Origin of the sequence: Paenibacillus sp. ISL-20 (assembly GCF_018613005.1) — a bacterium.
Lineage (GTDB): Bacteria > Bacillota > Bacilli > Paenibacillales > Paenibacillaceae > Paenibacillus_AQ.
In genome coordinates this window covers 43,014-64,360 of the sequence record NZ_JAGGRD010000028.1, presented here as the reverse complement: position 1 = coordinate 64,360, position 21,347 = coordinate 43,014, and the positions used below count along the sequence as shown (strand labels likewise).

Annotated in this window: 22 protein-coding genes and 1 pseudogene; 19 read left to right on the top strand and 4 right to left on the bottom strand. The window is 48.4% G+C overall.

Features of this window, described 5'->3' with window-relative positions; genetic code table 11:
• The first annotated feature begins 9 nt into the window (after nucleotides 1–9).
• The 4 genes from J7E85_RS18045 to J7E85_RS18030 all read left to right on the top strand — a co-directional run bounded on the left by J7E85_RS18045 (nucleotide 10) and on the right by J7E85_RS18030 (nucleotide 5,202).
• Entirely contained in the window at nucleotides 10–912 is a 903-nt protein-coding gene (locus tag J7E85_RS18045) for a carbohydrate ABC transporter permease (protein WP_076321084.1), read from the top strand.
• Between the two features lie 62 nt (nucleotides 913–974).
• Nucleotides 975–2,573 (top strand): extracellular solute-binding protein, encoded by a 1,599-nt coding sequence (locus J7E85_RS18040; protein WP_215160093.1) that lies wholly within the window; start codon nucleotides 975–977, stop codon nucleotides 2,571–2,573.
• Nucleotides 2,574–2,992: 419 nt separating this feature from the next.
• Nucleotides 2,993–3,385, top strand: coding sequence for a DUF302 domain-containing protein (locus tag J7E85_RS18035; RefSeq protein ID WP_215160091.1), 393 nt, complete (start codon nucleotides 2,993–2,995; stop codon nucleotides 3,383–3,385).
• A 431-nt stretch (nucleotides 3,386–3,816) separates the two neighbouring features.
• The gene (locus J7E85_RS18030) at nucleotides 3,817–5,202 is read left to right on the top strand and encodes an MATE family efflux transporter (RefSeq protein WP_215160089.1); all 1,386 of its coding nucleotides are present in this window, start codon (nucleotides 3,817–3,819) and stop codon (nucleotides 5,200–5,202) included.
• A 118-nt stretch (nucleotides 5,203–5,320) separates the two neighbouring features.
• Here the strand turns inward: J7E85_RS18030 and J7E85_RS18025 are convergent, their stop codons facing one another.
• Nucleotides 5,321–6,973: a CoA-disulfide reductase gene (locus tag J7E85_RS18025; protein ID WP_215160087.1), complete on the bottom strand. Its 1,653-nt coding sequence runs from the start codon at nucleotides 6,971–6,973 to the stop codon at nucleotides 5,321–5,323.
• 258 nt (nucleotides 6,974–7,231) lie between these two features.
• On the opposite strand from J7E85_RS18025, the gene J7E85_RS18020 reads away from it, so the two are divergent.
• From J7E85_RS18020 to J7E85_RS17975, 10 genes and pseudogenes are all read left to right on the top strand, one after another.
• The gene (locus J7E85_RS18020) at nucleotides 7,232–7,492 is read left to right on the top strand and encodes a metal-sensitive transcriptional regulator (protein WP_215160085.1); all 261 of its coding nucleotides are present in this window, start codon (nucleotides 7,232–7,234) and stop codon (nucleotides 7,490–7,492) included.
• A 134-nt stretch (nucleotides 7,493–7,626) separates the two neighbouring features.
• Complete coding sequence (locus J7E85_RS18015) at nucleotides 7,627–7,854, top strand: sulfurtransferase TusA family protein (RefSeq protein WP_098743179.1); 228 nt, start codon at nucleotides 7,627–7,629, stop codon at nucleotides 7,852–7,854.
• Between the two features lie 88 nt (nucleotides 7,855–7,942).
• Nucleotides 7,943–8,428, top strand: coding sequence for a DsrE/DsrF/DrsH-like family protein (locus J7E85_RS18010; protein WP_215160083.1), 486 nt, complete (start codon nucleotides 7,943–7,945; stop codon nucleotides 8,426–8,428).
• Between the two features lie 43 nt (nucleotides 8,429–8,471).
• Nucleotides 8,472–8,831 (top strand): rhodanese-like domain-containing protein, encoded by a 360-nt coding sequence (locus J7E85_RS18005; RefSeq protein WP_215160081.1) that lies wholly within the window; start codon nucleotides 8,472–8,474, stop codon nucleotides 8,829–8,831.
• Nucleotides 8,832–8,858: 27 nt separating this feature from the next.
• Complete coding sequence (locus J7E85_RS18000) at nucleotides 8,859–9,155, top strand: rhodanese-like domain-containing protein (RefSeq protein ID WP_215160079.1); 297 nt, start codon at nucleotides 8,859–8,861, stop codon at nucleotides 9,153–9,155.
• A gap of 107 nt (nucleotides 9,156–9,262) precedes the next feature.
• On the top strand, nucleotides 9,263–9,838 hold the full coding sequence (locus tag J7E85_RS17995) for a sulfurtransferase TusA family protein (RefSeq protein WP_215160077.1): 576 nt from the start codon (nucleotides 9,263–9,265) through the stop codon (nucleotides 9,836–9,838).
• Between the two features lie 111 nt (nucleotides 9,839–9,949).
• Nucleotides 9,950–11,077: an MBL fold metallo-hydrolase gene (locus tag J7E85_RS17990; protein WP_215160075.1), complete on the top strand. Its 1,128-nt coding sequence runs from the start codon at nucleotides 9,950–9,952 to the stop codon at nucleotides 11,075–11,077.
• A gap of 169 nt (nucleotides 11,078–11,246) precedes the next feature.
• A complete protein-coding gene (locus J7E85_RS17985; RefSeq protein ID WP_215160149.1) occupies nucleotides 11,247–12,023 on the top strand; it encodes a sulfite exporter TauE/SafE family protein in 777 nt (258 codons plus the stop codon).
• A 241-nt stretch (nucleotides 12,024–12,264) separates the two neighbouring features.
• Nucleotides 12,265–12,468: pseudogene (locus tag J7E85_RS17980) on the top strand (squalene--hopene cyclase); the annotation flags it as partial.
• A 106-nt stretch (nucleotides 12,469–12,574) separates the two neighbouring features.
• Nucleotides 12,575–13,183, top strand: coding sequence for a class I SAM-dependent methyltransferase (locus J7E85_RS17975; protein ID WP_215160073.1), 609 nt, complete (start codon nucleotides 12,575–12,577; stop codon nucleotides 13,181–13,183).
• Nucleotides 13,184–13,198: 15 nt separating this feature from the next.
• Here the strand turns inward: J7E85_RS17975 and J7E85_RS17970 are convergent, their stop codons facing one another.
• Nucleotides 13,199–14,002, bottom strand: a complete 804-nt coding sequence (locus J7E85_RS17970; RefSeq protein ID WP_215160072.1) for a helix-turn-helix domain-containing protein — start codon at nucleotides 14,000–14,002, stop codon at nucleotides 13,199–13,201.
• A gap of 256 nt (nucleotides 14,003–14,258) precedes the next feature.
• On the opposite strand from J7E85_RS17970, the gene J7E85_RS17965 reads away from it, so the two are divergent.
• The 4 genes from J7E85_RS17965 to J7E85_RS17950 all read left to right on the top strand — a co-directional run bounded on the left by J7E85_RS17965 (nucleotide 14,259) and on the right by J7E85_RS17950 (nucleotide 18,827).
• Nucleotides 14,259–15,719, top strand: coding sequence for a sulfatase family protein (locus tag J7E85_RS17965; RefSeq protein ID WP_215160069.1), 1,461 nt, complete (start codon nucleotides 14,259–14,261; stop codon nucleotides 15,717–15,719).
• Nucleotides 15,720–15,815: 96 nt separating this feature from the next.
• A complete protein-coding gene (locus J7E85_RS17960; RefSeq protein ID WP_215160067.1) occupies nucleotides 15,816–16,799 on the top strand; it encodes a formylglycine-generating enzyme family protein in 984 nt (327 codons plus the stop codon).
• Between the two features lie 184 nt (nucleotides 16,800–16,983).
• Nucleotides 16,984–17,766: a DeoR/GlpR family DNA-binding transcription regulator gene (locus J7E85_RS17955; protein ID WP_215160147.1), complete on the top strand. Its 783-nt coding sequence runs from the start codon at nucleotides 16,984–16,986 to the stop codon at nucleotides 17,764–17,766.
• 59 nt (nucleotides 17,767–17,825) lie between these two features.
• Nucleotides 17,826–18,827 carry a phosphotransferase gene (locus J7E85_RS17950; protein WP_215160065.1) on the top strand — a complete coding sequence of 334 codons (1,002 nt, stop codon included), beginning with the start codon at nucleotides 17,826–17,828 and terminating at the stop codon, nucleotides 18,825–18,827.
• A gap of 110 nt (nucleotides 18,828–18,937) precedes the next feature.
• Here J7E85_RS17950 and J7E85_RS17945 read toward each other — a convergent pair whose 3' ends face one another.
• Nucleotides 18,938–19,534, bottom strand: coding sequence for a YjgB family protein (locus J7E85_RS17945; RefSeq protein WP_215160063.1), 597 nt, complete (start codon nucleotides 19,532–19,534; stop codon nucleotides 18,938–18,940).
• A gap of 272 nt (nucleotides 19,535–19,806) precedes the next feature.
• Between J7E85_RS17945 and J7E85_RS17940 the strand changes: the two genes are divergently transcribed.
• Nucleotides 19,807–20,604 carry a formate/nitrite transporter family protein gene (locus J7E85_RS17940; RefSeq protein WP_215160060.1) on the top strand — a complete coding sequence of 266 codons (798 nt, stop codon included), beginning with the start codon at nucleotides 19,807–19,809 and terminating at the stop codon, nucleotides 20,602–20,604.
• A 40-nt stretch (nucleotides 20,605–20,644) separates the two neighbouring features.
• Here the strand turns inward: J7E85_RS17940 and J7E85_RS17935 are convergent, their stop codons facing one another.
• The gene (locus J7E85_RS17935; RefSeq protein ID WP_215160058.1) at nucleotides 20,645–21,172 is read right to left on the bottom strand and encodes a GNAT family N-acetyltransferase; all 528 of its coding nucleotides are present in this window, start codon (nucleotides 21,170–21,172) and stop codon (nucleotides 20,645–20,647) included.
• Nucleotides 21,173–21,347: the final 175 nt, after the last annotated feature.

Below are 21,347 nucleotides of genomic sequence, written 5' to 3'. Positions count from 1 at the left end.
GGAAGGTGGATAACAACCATGAAAAGGAAACTTAGATCGGACAGAGTGTTCGAAATCATCAATTTCATATTTCTGTTCTTCATCCTGATCATCGTCTTATACCCGCTCGTATACGTTATCAGTGCTTCTATCAGTGATCCTGTCTATGTGAATCAGGGGACGATGTGGCTTTATCCCAGAGGTATTACGTTTGAAGGGTATCAGCGGGTGTTTCAAAATCCGGAGATTTGGTCCGGTTACAGAAACACGATTTTGTATACGGTTGCAGGAACAGCCATCAACCTGCTGTTTACGGTTCCAGGGGCCTATGCGCTCTCCCGCAAAGATTTGAAAGGCCGCGGGATCATGATGGGTTTGATCGTGTTCACGATGTTTTTCGGAGGCGGGCTGATTCCATCCTTCCTGCTCGTCAGCTGGCTTGGAATGCTGAACACCGTGTGGGCGCTGCTGATTCCTAATGCAGTTGCAGTCTATAACCTGATTATTTGCCGCACATTTTTTCAAACCAATATTCCGAAAGAGCTCCAGGAATCCGCCGAAATCGATGGCTGCTCCAATACCGTTCTGTTTCTGAAAATCGTGCTTCCGCTCTCTGCTCCGATCATCGCGGTCATGGCCCTTTATTATGGGGTGACTCACTGGAACAGTTACTTTAGTGCCATCATTTACTTGAAGGACCGCAGCTTGTATCCGCTTCAATTAATATTGCGTGAAATACTTGTACAGAATCAGATGAACGATACGATGCTGATGACCGGAGACGACATGGAAGCAATGGCCAAACAGGCCCGGATTGCCGACATCATCAAGTATGCCGTCATGATCGTATCCAGCTTGCCGATTATCGTCATCTATCCGTTTATGCAGCGCTTTTTCATGAAAGGTGTGCTGATTGGCTCCGTCAAGGGTTAACGGGACATCTGGAATTTCACAATGATGAACAATATAAGCTCATAGAGAGGGGAAATAAAGAAATGAAAAAATGGTTAAAAAGCAGTTTCTGTATCATTATAAGCAGCGCAATTCTGTTAGCCGGCTGCAGCGCGGGCAATAAAGTGAATCATGCTGGGAATGAGAGTGGGGGAGAACCGAAAAATTTCAATACCAGCGGCTACCCGATTGTAGGTGAAAAAATCACGTTGACGATGATGGGAGCGAAAGCGGCCATTCACGGGCCTTGGGAGGACATGGTATTATTTAAGGAAATGGAAGAAATGACAAATATCCATTTTAATTTCAATACGCCTCCAGCAGCTAACTATCAAGAGTCTAAGAATTTGGCGTTCGCAAGCCAGCAATTGCCGGATGTGTTTTTCAATGCTGGTCTTACACCTGACGATGAAGTTACATACGGCGGCCAAGGTTATCTGGTTCCGCTAGAAGGATTGATCGAGGAGTACGCGCCGAATTTCAATAAGCTCATGAAGGATAATCCGGATATCAAAAAGTCGATCACCACCGTGGACGGGCATATCTACTCCCTTCCGCTCATTATCGATGAGCCTCGTGCGTTTGTTCCGAGCAGACTGTGGCTGAACGGGGATTGGATGGAGAGTTTGGGGATTATGACGGAGCCAACGACTACGGATGAACTGTATGAGCTGCTGAAGCGGTTCAAGAACGAAGACCCCAACAAGAACGGCAAGAATGATGAAATTCCGATATCCAGTGAGAAACTGGGAGGCTTCCAGAGTGTGCTGCTGCCAGCATTCGGCTTGCTTGGCCGTGAAGTGGAGGTAAAGGACGGGAAGGTCCGCTTTAATCCGGTGCAGGATCAGTACAAGGAATATCTCGCTTACTTAAACAAACTGTTCACAGAGAAGCTGATGGATGAGGAAACCTTTGTACAGACGTCCCAGCAAATGACGGCCAAAGGCAATTCGAACCAAATCGGTGCTTTCCCACATTCATCTCCAGATCTCGTCCTGAAGGTGGATAAACCGGAAGACAATTTGAAGCACCCCATGCTTGGGACGCTGACCAGTCCGGTCAACAGCGAGAAGCTGGCGATGAAATCATCGAAAATTCGCCGCGGTACATTCGCGATTTCGAGTCAGAATAAGTATCCTGAGGCAACGATGCGGTGGGTCGATTATTTGTACTCCTCCGAAGGCAGCAAGCTCGGGATTTACGGAAACAGCATCAAATGGCTGGATGACGCCAAAACGAAGTGGGAGTTCGATTTTCCTGAAGGAATGAACAGTGAGGAATATCGGGCGAAGTTAACCCCGGACTGTGGCGGACAGCTGCCATTGATCAAGGAAAGAAAATTTGACGCTATGCGTGATAACGGCAAAGGGCCGGATTATAACAAAATGGTGGACGAGAAGTTGAACCCTCATGCGGTGCAGCCATACCCCGATGTGTATTTCAGCAATGATGAGCAAAAAAGGCTGAATATCATTAAGACGGACATTAAAACCTATGTCGATCAAATGGAAGCGAAGTTTGTTGTTGGTCAGGAGCCGCTCACGAAGTGGGACGATTATGTGAAGATGATTAACAAGATGGGTCTCGATGAAATGCTGAAGATTTATCAGGATGCCTATGACCGCTGGAACAAGTTGGAATAATCAAGAAGCTTGCTCCAGCAGATAATTGGGAGGGTACTTTTGGCACGCGCTGTGCGCTGCTTCGTCTCGAGGTCACCCGGCAGCAATACGAGGCGGCAAGACGCGTCATTCAGCATGACCAGGATGAAGAGAATCCGATTCACTTTTTTGTGGAAAATACAGGAGGATTTTGGTTTTGTCAAACGTTTATTTCCCTGAAATGAGCGAAAATCCTCCGAGAATAGACTTCCATGCGTCCAAATCATCCTCCTAGGTGGACCCCTTCGGTATATCCAGCAGAACCATGATTCATGATTTTATTTCAGGTTAATTTATTTAGTGTCACGGAAGTATTTCCATACCGGATTGGCTACCATAAGGCTAGTCGAGTGCGATCGGCACCCGTATTATAAAATGACTACCATTCTGGAGGGATAAACATGTTTCACTATACGGTAGAAACGGATAAGTCAGTAGACGATGCCATTGCTGCTTTGGAACAAGCGTTGGCCGAAGAGAAGTTCGGTTTGCTGTGGCGATTCAGCATTCAGGACAAATTGAATGAGAAGGGCATCGAGTTTGATCAGAAGTACGAAATACTGGAGGTATGTAATCCGGTTGAGGCGAAAAAAGTGTTGAGCGAGAATGACTTGGCCGGGTATTTCCTGCCTTGTAAAATCGCCGTTTATGAGTTTGAAGAGGGAACGAAGATCGGACTCCCGAGGCCCACGGCGCTTATGGGCATGGTGGAGAATGAATCCTTTGAATCCCTGCGGGGCATTGCCCAGGATGTGGAGAAACGGCTTATCGCTAGTATCGATAACAGCAAATAAATTCTCGCATTTGGCGTGAGTGAAAAAGGATGCCGACACGTTTGTGCTCTGAACGATCAAGTTGATTACATCCATAACATTATACAAAAAGAAGCCACCTTCTAAAGGCTCTGACAGAAGGTGAAGCCTCTTCTGCTTCTATATAAAGGGTTACAACCTGCAGGCTCACATGTTGCTCCATTTATCAGCGGTTTACGGTCTTTTCCTGTGGCGTACATTCGTTGACAGAACATGGGTCTGGTGGTATCCTCCAATCAAAGACGGGGTTTATCCGGGATCAAATGAATCAATCCGTATTGTCCCCTTGGCGAGGGAGTAAGCTCTCCCAAGCGGAACGGTTACGGCTGCCATTTCTCAAATACCGTAAGCCTGAAGCTCTTCGCATGAAGAGTTTTTTCTTTTATATTACAACGAAAAGAATGTGATGACAGATGTTGGTTCGATTACGAACCCAAATGAACGGCTTGCTTCAACAGCATTTATCCGGGGAGTCGATGGACTACCGGCAGATTTTCGCTTTATTTTTCCCGATATTGATCGACCAGGCATTCATCATCGGGTTGAACCTGGTCAACACGGCCATGATCAGTTCTTCGGGCGTATCGGCGGTCAGCGCCGTGAACATGGTGGACTCCCTGAACATCTTCCTGATCAATGTGTTTGTGGCGGTGGCAACCGGGGGCACCGTCGTTGTCGCGCAGTATAAGGGAAGCGGCAATGCCTTGATGGTATCCCGCGCTTCTGCGGCCACCGTTACATCGGTGGCGATGATCGCTTTAGCGATCGCGCTGCTGATTATTGGGCTTCACCAGCCGGTGCTGAATCTGTTATTTGGCTCAGCGTCACCCGAGGTGCTGGAGAGTGCGCGAGTGTATCTGATCGGAAGCAGTACTTCCTTTATCGGAATTGCAATCGTGCAGGCCGTTTGCGGCGCACTGCGGGGAATCGGCAAGACCCGGGCTTCACTGGCATTGTCGTTAATTATGAACCTGCTCTACGTTCTGCTCAACATCGTATTCATCACCCTGCTGAATATGGGCGTTATGGGCATGACGCTGGCGGTTAACATCGCCCGCTTTGCCGGTGCGGCCTGCGCACTCTACTATCTGTTCAGAGTGGATGCCACGCTGCATATCCGCCTGCGGGATCTGTTTCACTTCCCGATATCCATGCTGCGCAAAATCATGTTTATCGGGCTTCCGTTTGCAGCCGAACAGATGTTTTTTAACGGGGGAAAGCTCTTAACTCAAGTGTTTATTGTTAGCCTGGGTACGTACGCTATTGCAACGAATGCGATCGGATCTTCACTTGCGGCCGTCTTCCAAATTCCAGCCAGCGCGTTGTCCTTAACGATTGTGACTGTGGTCGGTCAATGCATCGGTCGCGGTAATATAGCGGATGCGCGCAAGTTCATCAAATCTTTTCTATGGCTGGGCGCTTTCTCGCTGGCCCTGATGGGTTTGATTCTAATGCCGCTGTACCGGCCGCTGGTCGGGTTGTTCAACCCGCCTCCGGAAATCGTGAATGATTTGTTCGTGGTACTGTTGATCAACACCATCGTACAGGTTCCGCTATGGTCGTTAAGCTTTATTCTGCCTTCTGCGCTGCGTGCGGCAGGCGACTCGCGTTTTACCTCGATCACTTCGATGCTGACCATGTGGCTGTTCCGGGTGATTCTCGGTTATATTATGGGGATTGTTCTGGGTTGGAGCATTCTCGGCGTATGGCTGGCCATGAACTGTGAATGGGGCGTAAGGGGAGCGGTCTTCCTATGGCGCTTCCGCGGCAAGAAATGGTATGCGCACAAGCTGATTTAAGCCATTATTTATTTCATATAATGCAGAAAAGCCCCGGATTTCCTTGGGGCTTTTTGCATGTTGTTTTTTATTGCAAGCAGCATGTCCATCGATTCCAGACAGATTTAGTTAGGAGCGATTATGATGGCTTATAAACCGCGGCGTATGTTTTCCAGCCGCCGTCCAGGTTCTTCACCCGGAATCCATGCTCGGCCAAAATACGAGCCGCCAAATATCCGCGCAGCCCAACCTGGCAAGTCACGTACAGCGTCTCATTCTCTGGCAATTCCGTCAGTCGGCTGCGCAGATCGTTGAGCGGAATGTTGATGGAACCTGGGATATAACCTGCTTCCCGTTCCTTAGGCTCGCGGACGTCGATCAAGGTTGCGCCGTTTTCAACCAGATCGTCGATTTCATGCCATTGTACCGTTTCAACCAAGCCATCCAAGATGTTGGTGGCAACATATCCGGCATAGTTTACCGGGTCCTTGGCAGAGGAATAAGGGGGCGCGTAGGAGAGCTCCAGTTCCGTCAAGTCCCATACGGTGAGATTTCCCTTGATCGCTGTAGCCATGACATCGATTCGTTTATCCACGCCATCTACTCCAATAGCTTGCGCCCCATAGATTTGACCTGTTTCCGGATGGAATAACAGCTTCAAGGAAATGGGATACGCTCCGGGGTAATACCCGGCATGCGACGAGGGGTGAATATGGATAGCTTGATAAGGTGCACGTATCTGCTTGAGACGTTTTTCATTGATACCCGTAGCCGCGACCGTCAGATCAAAGACTTTGGCGATCGACGAACCGAGCGTGCCTTTGTAGCTATTGTTTTTCCCATAGATATGATCTGCAACAAGTCGTCCCTGCCGGTTGGCAGGACCCGCGAGCGGAATAAAGGCCTGGCTCTGCATAACGAAATCCTTCACTTCGATGGCATCGCCGATCGCATAGATGTTCGGGTCAGCGGTCTGCAAATACTCATTCACCTGAATTCCCCCGCGATCATTGACGGGAAGACCTGCGTCTACCGCGAGCGAATTCTCGGGACGGACGCCAATCGATAGCAAAATCATATCAGTTGATATTTGGTCGCCACTGGAGAGTTCGATTCGTTGGCCGCCGTCATGAAAAGCTTGAACACCGTCCTTCAGAATCAAACGAACGCCTTTTTGCTGAAGATGCGAGTGCACGATAGCGGCCATCTCATAGTCGAGTGGTGCCATAACTTGGTTCGCCATTTCAATGACCGTAACGTGAACGCCGCGATCGGCCAGATTCTCCGCCATCTCAAGTCCGATAAACCCGCCGCCAACAACAACGGCTTCCTTCGGGTTGTCATCATCTACAAATTGCTTGATTCGGTCCGTGTCCGGGATATTGCGCAATGTGAATACGTTGCGAGATTCCGACAGGCCGGGAATATCCGGCACAATCGGCTTCGCTCCGGGCGACAGGATCAGGTAATCATAACTCTCCGTGTAGGTTTCTCCGGTTTTAAGGTTTTTAATCGTAACCATCTTCTCATCACGCTGAATGGACGTAACTTCACTTAGATTCCGTATATCCAGCTGATATCGGCTGCTGAGGCCGGGTACGGTTTGAACCATTAGTTTATTGCGATCCTGTATAGTTTCTCCTATATAATAGGGCAGGCCGCAGTTGGCAAACGAAATATATTCACCGCGTTCTACTAAAATAATGGTAGAGCTCTCATCCAATCTCCGTAGTCTGGCTGCTGCCGAGGCCCCTCCAGCTACGCCGCCGACAATGACGATTTTTTTGCTCATGGTCTATTCCTCCCTGAATTGGCGTATATTATGAATTGAATTTGTATACCCTATGGGGTATCATAACATATAGCAGCCATGCTGTGTGTGACAAATATCAAACAGGATAAAACAAGTGGTGAACAGACTAGTCGTTATGGATATGTGGCATCACACACTTGACAATATACCCTATGGGGTATATATTAATATCATGTAAAACAATATGGATTCTAGGTTAAATATAATAACAAAGTATATGGACAGGAGGGATTCGAGATGGATTACAATGATCAGATGAAGAATCGGGTGAAACGCATCGAAGGTCAGCTGCGCGGCATCCTGAAGATGATGGAGGAGAACAAGGATTGCAAGGACGTGATCACCCAGCTTTCGGCAACACGGACGGCAATAGATCGCACGATAGGCGTCGTAGTCAGCTCAAACCTTGTCGAGTGCGTACAGAAAGCCAAAGAGAGCGGGCAGGACACAGAGAAGCTTGTGGTAGAAGCGGTAAATCTGCTCGTAAGAAGCAGATAATCGAAGGACCTAACGCTTTGATCCATATCAAGATGGAAACTACAACATGATTGACACGACATTCAATATCATTTAGTATACCCCTGTGGGTATTTAATAATATATTTTTTCATACTTCTTAAGGAGGAATTTTAATGAACGCGGATAAAGTATTGGATGCAAAAGGCTTGGCATGTCCTATGCCAATCGTGAAAACGAAGAAAGAGATGAAGGATATGGAACCAGGTCAAGTGCTTGAGATTCATACGACCGATCAAGGCGCGAAGAGCGATCTGGCCGCATGGGCCAAGTCGACAGGCAATGAATTGCTGGATCATCAAGAGGACGGCGGTGTGTTAAAATTTTGGATTAAAAAGGGTTAAATTTTTTTAAGTTCCATCATACCCATGGGGGTAAGGGTAAGGTGGATGTCCGAATTTCATTAATCATTTCACAGGGGGAGATCATAACGTGACAGAACCAAAAAAGACAACGATCGTTTTATTTAGCGGAGATTATGACAAAGCCATGGCTGCCTACATCATCGCAAACGGCGCAGCCGCGTATGACCATGAGGTAACGATATTCCACACCTTCTGGGGGTTGAACGCACTGCGTAAGGAAGAGGATGTGCTGCTGCCTAAGAAAAAGAGTTTTATGGAGAACATGTTCGGGGAAATGATGCCGCGCGGGTCCGATAAAATGGGACTCTCCAACATGAATTTTGCCGGAATGGGTCCCAAAATGATTAAGGGTGTGATTAAGAAGCACAATGCCGTTCCGCTGCCGCAATTGATTGAGATGGCACAGGAGCAAGACGTAAAGCTGGTCGCATGCACCATGACGATGGATCTGTTAGGTTTGCAAAAGGAAGAATTGCTTGACGGCATTGAGTACGCGGGTGTTGCGGCATATTTGGGTGATGCCCAGGATGGCAATGTGAACTTGTTTATCTAATGGAGTAGAGGCGATTTTGCCTCTATAAAGAGAGGAATTCAAGATGGATATACTCAATATCATGTTCATTGCACTCATTGTCCTGTTTTTCGTATGGAGAATTCTCCCGACCAAGGGAGTCAGACAAATTACCGCGTCACAGCTGAAGCATGAGCTGAAGGACACAAACAAACAATTCATTGATGTCCGTACACCGAGTGAATTCAAGGGAAATCACATTCGGGGTTTTCGAAATATTCCGCTGGATCAGCTTCTGAAGAGCAGCGATTCGCTTTCCAAGGATCAGGAAGTGGTATTGATCTGCCAGAGTGGTATGCGAAGCAATAAAGCCAGTAAATCATTGAGGAAGTCAGGTTTTGAGAAGGTGACCAATGTCAAAGGCGGCATGAGTGCCTGGTCCTAAATTTGTAAGAGGGAGTTGTTTATCAGCATGAGAGAGATTTCTCCAAAAGCAGTTGAGCAGAAGCTGAATGCTGGGGTTACTATGAATATTATCGATGTACGAGAAACGGAAGAAGTCGCAGAAGGGAAAATTCCGGGCGCCATCCACATTCAGCTGGGTTTGATTGAATTCCGCAAGCAGGATCTTGATCCATCCAAAGAATATGTCATGGTTTGCCGATCCGGTGGCCGCAGCGGCCGGGCAACGGAATACTTGGAGGGTCAAGGCTATCAAGTCGTCAACATGACAGGCGGCATGCTTGCATGGGAAGGCAAAACAGAGTAGCTGTGTTCACGTTGAGAAGGATAGGTGTGTTTGATGCACCTTTTTTTTGAAATAAAATATACCCCTGGTGGTATATGAAAAATATTAAGATGGAGGTTCGATGTTATATGACAGTAATTGAATCCAATGTAAAGCTTGACGCAAAAGGGCTGGCATGCCCGATGCCCATCGTCCGCACGAAAAAGGTGATGAAGGATCTGGAAGCGGGTCAAGTGCTGGAGGTTGAGGCAACCGACAAAGGGTCCAAGGCCGACATGAAGGCATGGGCTGAAAGCACAGGACATCAATATCTCGGAACGATTGAAGAGGGGGATGTTCTGAAGCACTATTTGCGCAAAGCTTCCGGAGAAGAAACGGCAGAACGAACCTATCCGCATGTAGCGGATCATGCACAGCTGGAGGAGAAACTGCAGTCCGGTGCACCAATCGTTGTTCTGGATGTGAGGGAAGCGGCGGAATTTGCCTTTGAGCATATTCCGAATGCGGTATCCATGCCGCTTGGTGAACTGGATAAACGTATGGATGAGCTGAACAAACAGGATGAGATCTACGTCATCTGTCGTACCGGAACCCGCAGTGACATGGCAGCTCAAAAGCTTGCAGCTAACGGCTTTACAGGCATTGTGAACGTCGTGCCGGGCATGAGCGGTTGGGGTGGACAAACGAAGAGCTTGAACGATTGATCAAATGGTTAAAAAGCCCGCCTGTTAAAGCATGCTGCGTGATTCCGAGCTTTAAAACGCAGGTTGAAGCATTTATAGATGATTACTGAACTAATGAGGAGGAATAACAACATGACAGTAAGAGAAATGCAAGCACAAGAGGTGGCCATGAAGGCGATTCAGAAAGAGAGCCTGTTCATATTGGACGTACGGAACCCATCGGATTTCGAGGATTGGAAGATTGAAGGCGAACGATTGCAGCATTTGAATGTCCCTTACTTTGATTTGATTGACGGGGTGGAAGATATTCTGGATCGGATTCCGTCCGATCAAGAAATACTCGTAGTATGCGCCAAGGAAGGTTCATCGGTGATGGTGGCTGAGATGCTGGCCGAGCACGGCCGGAATGTCGCGTACTTGAAAGGCGGAATGAAAGCCTGGAGTGAACACCTTGTACCACTGAAAGTCGGCAACTTGGCTGACGGCGGCGCGCTTTATCAGTTCGTCCGAATAGGAAAAGGCTGCTTGTCTTATATGGCGGTATCGAACGGGGAAGCAGCATTGTTTGACGCAACCCGCATGACGGAGGTTTATCTTGAATTTGCTGAGAGCATTGATGTAGAAATCAAACATGTGTTTGATACCCATCTGCATGCGGACCATATTTCCGGTGGTCGAATGATTGCCGAGCAGACAGGTGCAGTTTACTGGCTTCCGCCGAAGGATGCCGGCGAGGTTGTGTATAAGTACGAACCGCTGGAGGATGGAAACGAGGTGATCATTGGCGGCACCAGAATCCGCATTGAGGCGCTCCATTCCCCTGGTCATACCATCGGTTCCACTTCGTTTGTTATCGATGATCAGTACCTGCTGACAGGCGATATTTTGTTTATCGATTCCATTGGTCGCCCGGACCTGGCAGGTCTTGCACAGGATTGGGTTAGCGATTTGCGGGAGACGCTTTATGCCCGTTATACCGAATTATCGGATGATCTCATCGTGCTGCCAGCCCATTTTATGATCATGGAAGAACTGAATGAGGACGGAACAGTTGCGAAGAAGCTGGGGGAACTTTACCGGGAGAACCATGGTCTGAATATAACCGATGAAGCAGAATTCCGAACGATCGTAACGGAGAATCTGCCGCCACAGCCTAATAGCTATCAGGAAATCCGTCAAACGAACATGGGGAAATTGAATCCTGACACGGACCAGCAGCGCGAGATGGAGATCGGACCGAACCGGTGCGCGGTTCGTTAATTCTGACCAGGCCATCCGTTCTTTATAGATGGATTAACAAAAAATGCATGAAGGATGCTCAGTTCAGAAGTCAGAACAAGATGGAGCCTGGAACAACACAGATTATAAAGAGAAGGGGAACCAGTATGGGTTCCCTTTTCTAAAGAAGTAAGGGGGCAACAGGGTGGAACTGAATATAACCTTCATTATCACGATATTTTTAATCGGATTCATTGGCTCATATATTTCCGGAATGGTTGGGATTGGCGGCTCGATTATCAAATACCCGATGCTGCTGTACATCCCGCCGCTGTTCGGTCTTGCGGCATTCACGGCACATGAAGTATCGGGCATAAGCGCCGTACAGGTATTCTTTGCCACGATCGGCGGCGTTTGGGCGTACCGTAAGGGCGGATATCTGAACAAGACGCTCATTGTCTATATGGGGTCAGCCATATTGCTGGGCAGCTTTATCGGCGGCTTCGGCTCCAAGATGATGAGTGAAGGCGGCATCAATCTCATCTACGGAATACTGGCACTTATTGCAGCCGTTATGATGTTCATTCCTAACAAAGGCGTGGACGATATCCCGCTGGACCAGGTCAAGTTCAATAAGTGGCTCGCCGCTGTGCTGGCGCTTGCGGTCGGAATCGGAGCCGGTATCGTCGGAGCGGCTGGCGCCTTTCTGCTCGTTCCGATTATGCTGGTTGTATTAAAAATACCGACCCGGATGACGATTGCAACCTCGCTTGCGATCACCTTTATCTCATCCATCGGCTCAACGGTGGGCAAGCTGACCACGGGACAAGTGGAGTATATCCCCGCGCTAATTATGGTTATTGCCAGTCTGATCGCTTCTCCTCTTGGAGCAGCCGCAGGCAAGAAGATGAACACGAAAATCCTGCAGATCATTTTGGCTGTGCTGATCCTGGCAACGGCTATCAAAATATGGCTGGACATCCTATGATCGCCGACTCCGGGGAGCATCCTGGCTGCCCTGGTAAATCCACTATATATCACATACGAAGAGGCTATTCCCGAACCATTCGGGGGCCTTTTTGGTGTATTTATGGAAAAGCGCACGCGATGACTCGCAGCACATCATTTCCTCCTCCCGGTGTTCATATAATGTTCATCATGGCGTTTGATGGAGGTACGTTAGAATGGGCAGTGTACGGAGCACGGTAGATGTGGAATTCATGAAGCTGACTGACTTCTTTATGCAGCGGCAGCATCAAGACGGGTCACGGTATGGGAGATGGGGGATTTGTTACATTTACGGTACCTGGGCAGCGCTGACGGGTCTAAAGGCTGTGCGCCTTCCGGGCAACTTCTATACGCTTTATCACAGCTACCGGTACATATGGCCGCTCCTGACCCTGAGTCATTACAAGAAGAAATACGGGGCTTGAGGAGTTACACTGCATTTATCTGATAGGAATGGTAATATGGTGTTGTGGAGTTGGGTTTTAGCCCGTACAGAACCATAATGATGTCAAAAAATGAGGTGCTCAAACGATGAATCCATGGAATGAACGGTTTCAGGGGAACGATTACGTATTTGGAACAGACCCGAATGTATTTATCGCCGACATGCATAAGAAATTAGGTTTAACGGGCAACGCACTGGCTATCGCAGAGGGAGAAGGACGGAATGCGGTGTTCCTGGCCCGGGAAGGCATGAACGTAACCGTATGGGATTACGCGGAATCCGGCCTGAACAAAGCCAATCGACTGGCGGAAGCAAGCGGTGTGCAGATTCGCACCGAGCTTGTGGATCTGCACGAAGCGCAGTGGAAGCAGGATCAATGGGATGAGATTATTTGCGTGTTTGGACATTTTCCCAAGGAATTGAGAACGAGGACTTTAGAAGGCGTGAAGACAGCGGTGAAGCCGGGAGGATATTTCCTCACCGAAGTGTATTCACCGTACCAGATTCCTTATCGCAGCGGGGGGCCGCAAGATCAGCAATTTTTATACGTACCTGAGGATTTCCTCGAGTCCTTTGCGGATTGGCGGATTGTCCACTTTTTTATGGGAGAGGTCGTTCGGCATGAGGGCCAGGGGCATCAAGGCTTGTCCCATGTCATTCAGTTTGCAGGCCAGAAACCGCCAACAACGGAATAGAAAGCCAGCGGGGAATCAGGGGAGCAGCATGGAAACATCTGACCGATCGCCTTTCTGCACATAGTCGGAGGGCGACAAGCCGGTGTATTTTTTAAACATCCGATAAAAATAGGACGTGTCATAATAACCCAAATAGTGGGCGATATGAGCGATCGTCATGTCTGAATGTAGCAGCAGGCTGCACGATTCGAGCACGCGCAGCTGATGCATATACCGAATCGGTGAAAGACCGTACACCTCTTTGAAGAGGGCTGCAGCATAGCTCGGAGAGCGATGGATTAGCTTCGCTAATCCATCGATTTCGATCGGTTCGCGGTAATGCTCCAACAGAAACGATTTGATGGTATCCGCGTAGTTTCGTTTGCTGGGTGCCAGCTCGGTTTTCTCAAGTTCTCGGGCCAGCGTGCCGATGAGCTCCTGCATGATGCCCTGACAGATCATAGTGCGGTAGCTTTTGCCTCCCCGCATTTCCTCGTACAAGCGCTCACAACGATGGTAGGCATATTGGATATGGGATAGGTTGAATTTCATGCATCGGCCCGAATCCAAGAATGGAATGCCTGTGGAACCTTGATGATCCAATGTAAAGAGAATGGTATGTTTCTGATGGGGAATACCATTCCAGTTGCTGCCGCTGCGGCGCGTCGATCGGGGAATAAAGAGCACGTCTTCTTTTTCGGCAATGATTTCTTCTCCGTTGATCTCATATTTCACTTTGCCTTCTCTTACCACAACCAGGACATTGTACTCAATCGTCTCCAACTGTGTCCGCCAATTCGGAATGTAATCATCAAAATTTACGCTCATCAATTGGATCATAGGACAACCCCCCGCAGTGATTTTATACCTATAGCCTAGCACAATAATACTTCTGATGAGTAGCTGTTCATAGCTTTTAATAATCTTCCTAATTGAAAATGAAATAGAATCGTACAACTTATTTATGAAATGTACATCGACTGCGCATAGATGAGTAGCCTATAATTTCAGACAATTGCAGGATTATTGTAAACGCTGACATGAGGTTCTGGGGCAGGGTAAGTGAATTCGACAAGAGGAAGGAAACGATGACGATATGAGAGTATTATTACTGGATTTGGATTCGACTAGACCGGATCATTTAGGCTGTTATGGCTATCATCGGAATACGTCGCCGAATATTGACCGAATCGCGGCGGAAGGCGTGCGTTTTGACAATTACTATACCTCGGATGCTCCATGTTTTCCTTCAAGAACCGCATTAATGACGGGGAAGTTTGGCATTCATAACGGTGTTGTGGGTCATGGAGGCACGGCTGCTGATGTCCGGCATGAAGGCATGACCAGGGACTTCCGCGACAAGCTGGGGTCGGAGAGTTTTCCCGCTATATTCCGCCGGGCCGGCATGAAAACCGCCTTGATCAGTCCGTTTGGAGAACGACATTCCGCCTGGACCTTCTACGCGGGCTTCAATGAAATGTATAATACAGGTAAGGGCGGCTTGGAGTCGGCAGAAGAAGTATCTCCAGTCGTGCTGGATTGGCTGGATCGTAATGCCGATGAAGATAACTGGATGCTCTATGTGAACTTCTGGGATCCGCACACACCATATCGCGCACCCCAGTCGCTGGGAAATCCTTTCGAACATGAGCCGCTTCCCGATTGGATTACCGAAGAGGTGCTTCAGGAGCATCAGAAGAAGGTTGGCCCGCATGGGGTGAACGAAATTAACATGTATAATAGTGAAGTTTCCCCTGATTTTCCGCGTCATCCCGGAGAGATCAGGACGATGGAGGATTTGCGGACGATGGTGGATGGCTATGATTGCGGCATTCGGCATATGGACGAGCACATCGGCGCCATTTTTGAATTGCTGGAGAACAAGGGAGTAATGGATGATCTGATCGTTATCATTACAGCGGATCATGGCGAGAACATGGGAGAGCTTGGGATTTATGGTGAACATGGCACAGCGGATCAGGGAACCTGCCGCATCCCGATGATTATCCGGGGACCTGGCATCATGAAAGGGATATCGGATCGCAATCTGCACTATCATCTGGATCTTCTGCCTACGATGGCGGAATATTTGAACGTTGCACCGGTTCGAAGCTGGGATGGCATCAGTTATGCGGAGAGCCTGCGAAGCGGAAAAGGCAGCGGCAGGGAGTATTTGGTGGTCTCTCAATGCGCCCATGTCTGTCAGCGAAGCGTGCGGTTTGGAGAATGGCTCTACATTCGAACATATCATGACGGCTATCATCTGTTTGACAAAGAAATGCTGTTCCATATCACCGAGGATATCCACGAGCAGGACAATCGGGCAGCCCAAAGACCGGATCTTTGCAGAGAGGCCGTATACCTTCTGAATGAATGGCATGATCATATGATGTCAACGATGCCGTATGACGTGGACCCGTTGTGGACGGTCATGAAGGAGGGAGGACCTTACCATGCCAAAGGTCATCTGCCCCGGTATATCGAACGTTTGAAGAACACAGGCCGCGGGGAAGCCGTTCCGGAATTGATGCGCCGCCACCCGCAGGAATTCGTATAATATCATAGTTAAGTGAAGCAGGATAACCGCTCCGGTAGTGGTTGTCCTGTTCTCTGTATCAAGCATAGGACTGGTTAAGTATAGGAGGAACCGAGCATGGGAGAACTACATTCTTGTTGCGCTGGCGTAAGAGCGAAAGTGCAGTTGGGAGAAGCCGATCAGAAGGATCATCAAGGCAGTATAAGAGAAGGCCAATATCAAGACCAGTCTCATCCTGAGCTCCATGCCAACATGATCACGATCCCTGGAGGGACGTTTACGATGGGCACGAATTCGCAAGAAGGCTTTCCGCGTGACGGCGAGGGGCCGGCTCGCAGCGTAACCGTTTCCGGATTTGAGATCTCACCGTATGCCGTTACGAATGAACAGTTTCAACGCTTTGTGGAAGCAACCGGTTATGTCACGGAAGCGGAGCATTTTGGATGGTCGTTTGTATTTGAACTGCTGGCTTCGGAGGAAACCAAGGCAAGTGTTGCACAAGTTCCGCAAGAAGTGCCTTGGTGGCTGGTGGTCGAGGGTGCATACTGGGCTGCACCCGAGGGAGCGGATTCGAGCATCGAAGACCGGATGGACCATCCGGTTGTACATATATCCTGGAACGATGCGGTTGTTTACTGCCATTGGGCCGGCGTGCGCCTTCCCACAGAAGCGGAATGGGAGTATGCGGCGCGCGGCGGTTTGGAGGGAAGGACCTATCCATGGGGAGATCTGCTGAAACAGGACGGAGAACATCAATGCAACATATGGCAGGGTAAATTTCCAGTTAAAAATAACGCAAGCGACGGATACATCGGTACAGCGCCGGTGGATGCCTATAAACCGAATGGTTACGGACTATATAACATGTCCGGCAACGTATGGGAATGGTGCGGCGATTGGTTCAGCCCGTCCTATCATCAAGTGACCTCGGCCATCCATCCGTTCTTTGGTGAGTCTACCGGCAGAAGGTCGATGCGCGGCGGTTCGTACCTGTGTCACAGATCCTATTGCAACCGGTACCGAGTCGCGGCACGCAGCGGGAACACTCCGGACAGCTCAACGGGGAATTGCGGTTTCCGTGTTGTGAGGGACAGAACGTAGAATATGCCATCGATTGTACTGTATTATGGAGTATTAAACGGAAAGTGCACGCTTTAAAACGCGTATAAATGAATAAAACTTCATAAAAATATTGCAAAACGGAATAAAAATGAATATAATCGAGGTGTTAAGTGGAAAAAATGAATGTTCAGGAGGGGAATATATGGTGCAAGATCAATCAGGAATGTTTGCCGAGGAACGTCGTCAGAAAATTCTTGCTTTGCTGCATCAAGATAAACGGGTGATTGCCAAGGACTTGGCCGAGCGATTTGAAATATCGATTGATTCGATTCGTCGGGATTTGACAATGATGGAGGAGCAAGGTTTACTCCAGAAAACGCACGGAGGCGCAATTCCTTCCATGAAAGTCAGGCAGCCGCCCGTGGCTCCGGAACAGCGGTATAGTGAAGGCTCCCCGGAAGAGAACGCCATTGCTCAATTAGCCGTTTCATACGTCCGAGAAAAAGATACGTTATTCATTGGCAGCAGCTCGCTTACCTATTTACTGCTGAAGCATCTTCCGGAGCAAATGCCTTTGACAATTGTGACCAACTGTATGCGTGTAGCAGAAGCTCTGCGCGAACGCGAATGGATTGACACCTATTTGATTGGTGGACGGGTGAAACCTTCCGGAAATATCACAGACGTGCTTGCTAACGAATTTATTCGTCAATTTAAATTTGATATCAGTTTCGTTAGTGGAGGCGGTATTTCCGATGAGGGAATATACATGGCTACTCCTGAAGTTGCCGCTTTTGGACGCGCGGTCTCTGCCGTATCCCGCCGCAGAATTGGCATGGCAACGCATCGGATTCTCGGACAGGATGGCTTTGCCAGAGCTGGCGCCGTCGAAGATCTGGATGTGTTAATTACCGATCAGAAGGCAGATCAGGAGGTTATGGATCGGATCCAGGAGCTTGGCGTAAAGGTCATTGTGGCGAAAGCGGAAGAAGCTGCACCAAAATGATGAACCATTCGATATAACTTTATATAACTTATGATTGAAAAGGTAAGAGAGGTATAAACATGATTCAGCTTCTTCTGCAAGCGCACTGGCCAGAGTGGAACGGTGAACTAGTTGATGGTCCTACAGGCTGGAACAATACGACCCATTTTATCCATAACGAGCAGCACAGCTCGGTCATGCGCATTTATAATACACATCGAGATAAGGCAAGAATCGAATTTGAGTTTGCCGTTCTGGAATCGCTGCAGCGGGTTCCGCTGAGCTTTAAGATTCCCGCTCCTCTTCCTTCCGTGTCTGGCGATAGGATGGTTCAGGTTCAGGATGGGAGTGATCGTTATGCTTGCCTATTTGCATATATTGAAGGAGAACGTCCGGAAGAAGGCAGCACTCAAGCAGCGTATTCTTTCGGGGAGAAGACGGGGGAACTGGTAAATGCCCTTGCGGCTTGTTCAATCGGAATGAGGCCAGTGTATCCGCCTTATTACGAGCTGCTTCAGTCTTATCCTGCATGCAGCGAAGCATTCATTCTAGATTTTTGCAAGCAGCCGCCATTGGAGTTCAAGGATCAAGGAGAGGCACTTCATATACTAATAGAAGCATACGCCGATATTTGCAGCAGGCTAGAATCTCTAAAAAATCTGCCGCAGCAGCTGGTTCATGGCGATCTGAACCTTTCGAACCTGCTGGTAGACGCAGAGCACACCCACACGGTCACCGCTTTGCTTGATTTTGAATTTTGCACGAGGGATGTAAGAGCGATGGAGCCTGCGGTTGTCATCTCGGGATTTTTGGGAATCGCGGACGAGAGAGAGGTCATAAGACAGTTTTGCGAAGGATTTGCCAACCGCGTTCGGCTGAGCGCAGAGGAGATTGCCGCGATTCCGGTTCTCATGCGCTTGCGTATGGTTGATGTATTTCTGCATTTTTTGAGCCGCTATCGGGAAGGGACCGATGAGTCCCATGTGTTACAGAAACAGGTCGATATGCTGGCTGCCGGATTTAAGCGGATGGAATACAGCCAGGAGTGGCTGGATGATATGTTGTTTCAGTATTTGCTGTAACGTATTGGCACATGAATCAGAAAAGCCCGGCTCTCTAAGAGACCGGGCTTTTCTGATGTTTTCTTTACATATTAACCGTAATTGGGTGAAATAAGAGTTTCTAATCACGGTTATTTTTTCAGCAGATTAATATGGTCAAGCTCTGTGCTGCTGTTAAAGATGAACTCCAATTTGTAATCTCCACGGTTATACGTGAGCTTGGTTTGCTTGATTTTTCCGGTTTTGAAAGTGGTGGTGGCATTCGGTGCAAACCAGTTCTGCTTCAGCATTTTCATCGTGATGCCGCCGATGTTCGTCTGTCGTTCCACGTTCGTGCCAAAGTATCGCATCTCGCGGATTTTGTTCAGTTTATAGGAAAAGGCATAACCCGGATTCCCCATGTTGGCCCCATATACATCGAAGGCATCGGCATCCTTGCCTGGCACGGAAGGCTCGCCAATGGCTTTGTACACGTCCTGCTTCGTGCTTTTGCCGATTGTTAAACCGCTGACGGCACCAGGGAATTGTCCCTTTAATGCAGGTTTATAGAAGCTGTTGAGTGTCTTGAGCGCGTGCTCGGAAGCATAATCACCGGCATTTGCTGCCGTGGCAGCTTCTGCCTGCTGCAGCGGAAAAACAGCATGATTTACGCCGATAGCACTTACGCCGAGGACTCCTGCCATAGTCAAGGTGATGATTGCTTTTTTTGCTGGTTGTTTCAAGTTCATGTTGTATCCTCTCCTTTGTAACAACTAATTACCACATGCGCTGTGCATCAAACAAGTGTGCCAGACTTATCTTCCCATGATAGTGGAAGCTAAGCGGCATTGGGTTACGATTCTGTGAAGATGAAATATCAGATTTGATACCGGGACGCGAAATCGATTTCAGCCCTCCATGAATGTTTCGTCGGGGAAAATGGGGTAATGATGCATGAGGTGATATGAATTATTGGAAAAATCGTGTAATCTATATAGAACCGACTTTTTCAGGAGGAATTATGGAAACCGAATCATTACTCAAGGTGGAGCAGCTTGCTCTCAAAAAACACAAAATCTTCAAACAAAGCCATCTTCGTTACATCGCCCGCTCCATGCTCGCCAGCATGTTTATCGGCTTTGGCGTCATTGTTGCGTTTAAGACAGGCAACTTCTTTTATCTGGAGCATTCCCCTCTGACTTACCCGATGGCCGCCATTACGTTTGGCGCGGCAATCATTCTGATCGCGTATGGGGGAGGGGACTTGTTTACGGGGAACACGTTCTACTACACGTATGCCGCTCTGCGCAAGAAACTAAGGTGGCTGGAGGTCGTCAAGCTGTGGGTCTTCAGCTACGCAGGGAATATCTTGGGGGCGTGCACGTTTGCGCTGCTGATATTCTTGACGGGACTATTTATGGATTCATCAGTGAACGGATTTCTGCTCGATGTGGTTGAGCACAAAATGACCACCCCGACAGTGCAGCTGTTTTTCAGGGCAATTCTGTGCAACTGGCTCGTATGCCTTGCCTTTTTCATCCCGATGTCATTGAAGGGCGACGGGGCCAAAATGTTTGCCATGATGCTGTTTGTATTCTGTTTCTTCATTTCCGGATATGAGCACAGTGTTGCGAATATGTGCACCTTTGCCATTGCGCTCGTGCTGAATCATCCCGGTACGATTTCACTGGAGGGCGTACTGCATAACCTGATCCCGGTAACGATTGGAAATTTGGTTGGCGGCGTGCTCTTGATGGGCTTTATGTATTATTTTGTGAACAAACCGTTTCTGGATGCCAAGGAATCCCCGGATGAATGAAACTAGAGAGGTTTATGCAGAACCCCAAACGCGAATGTGGCTAGTTTTTTAATAATGAGTACACCCGCGTATCGTGTGCGACGCCATTTTGATATATATATTGGCGTAGGATACCTTCCGCTTCAAAACCGAGTTTAGTCAGCAGCGCGTGGGACGCCTGGTTCTCGATAAAAACAACGGCACCGATGCGCGTCAGGCCAAGCTCCAGGAAACCATATGCGATGACGGCGGAAGCAGCTTCGCTTACATAACCTTGCTCCCAGAATTCAGGATGTAATTCATATCCGATTTCGGCCCTCTTATGCCGCGGAGACCATACGTTATACCCAATCGTGCCAATGAGACCTTGCGCATCTTTCCTTTCGATACCCCATCGAATCCCGCGTTTCTCCTTGTAGTTGTTTGCGAAGAGCTCAACGATTTGATGAGCCTGCTCGAGGGTAGTCAACGTGTCTTGTCCGTAATATCGAGTGACCTCATCATTCGAGAAGCAGCTATAGATAGCCTCAGCGTCCTGATGTTGGATTTCCCGCAGCGTTAAACGGTTAGTCTCTAGTATTGGAAACATGTTCTTCCTCCCAGGTAGATATAGTAATCATTATATTGAGATTTATTTAGGAAGAGAAGCGGGCTCCTGACAGGGAGCTCTTATTTCGCGTTTGTATAAGAAATGATTTGAGAAAATGTATTGTTTGATCACATGGTGTGAGATACAATGTTCCTGAACGAAATGAGAATGATTA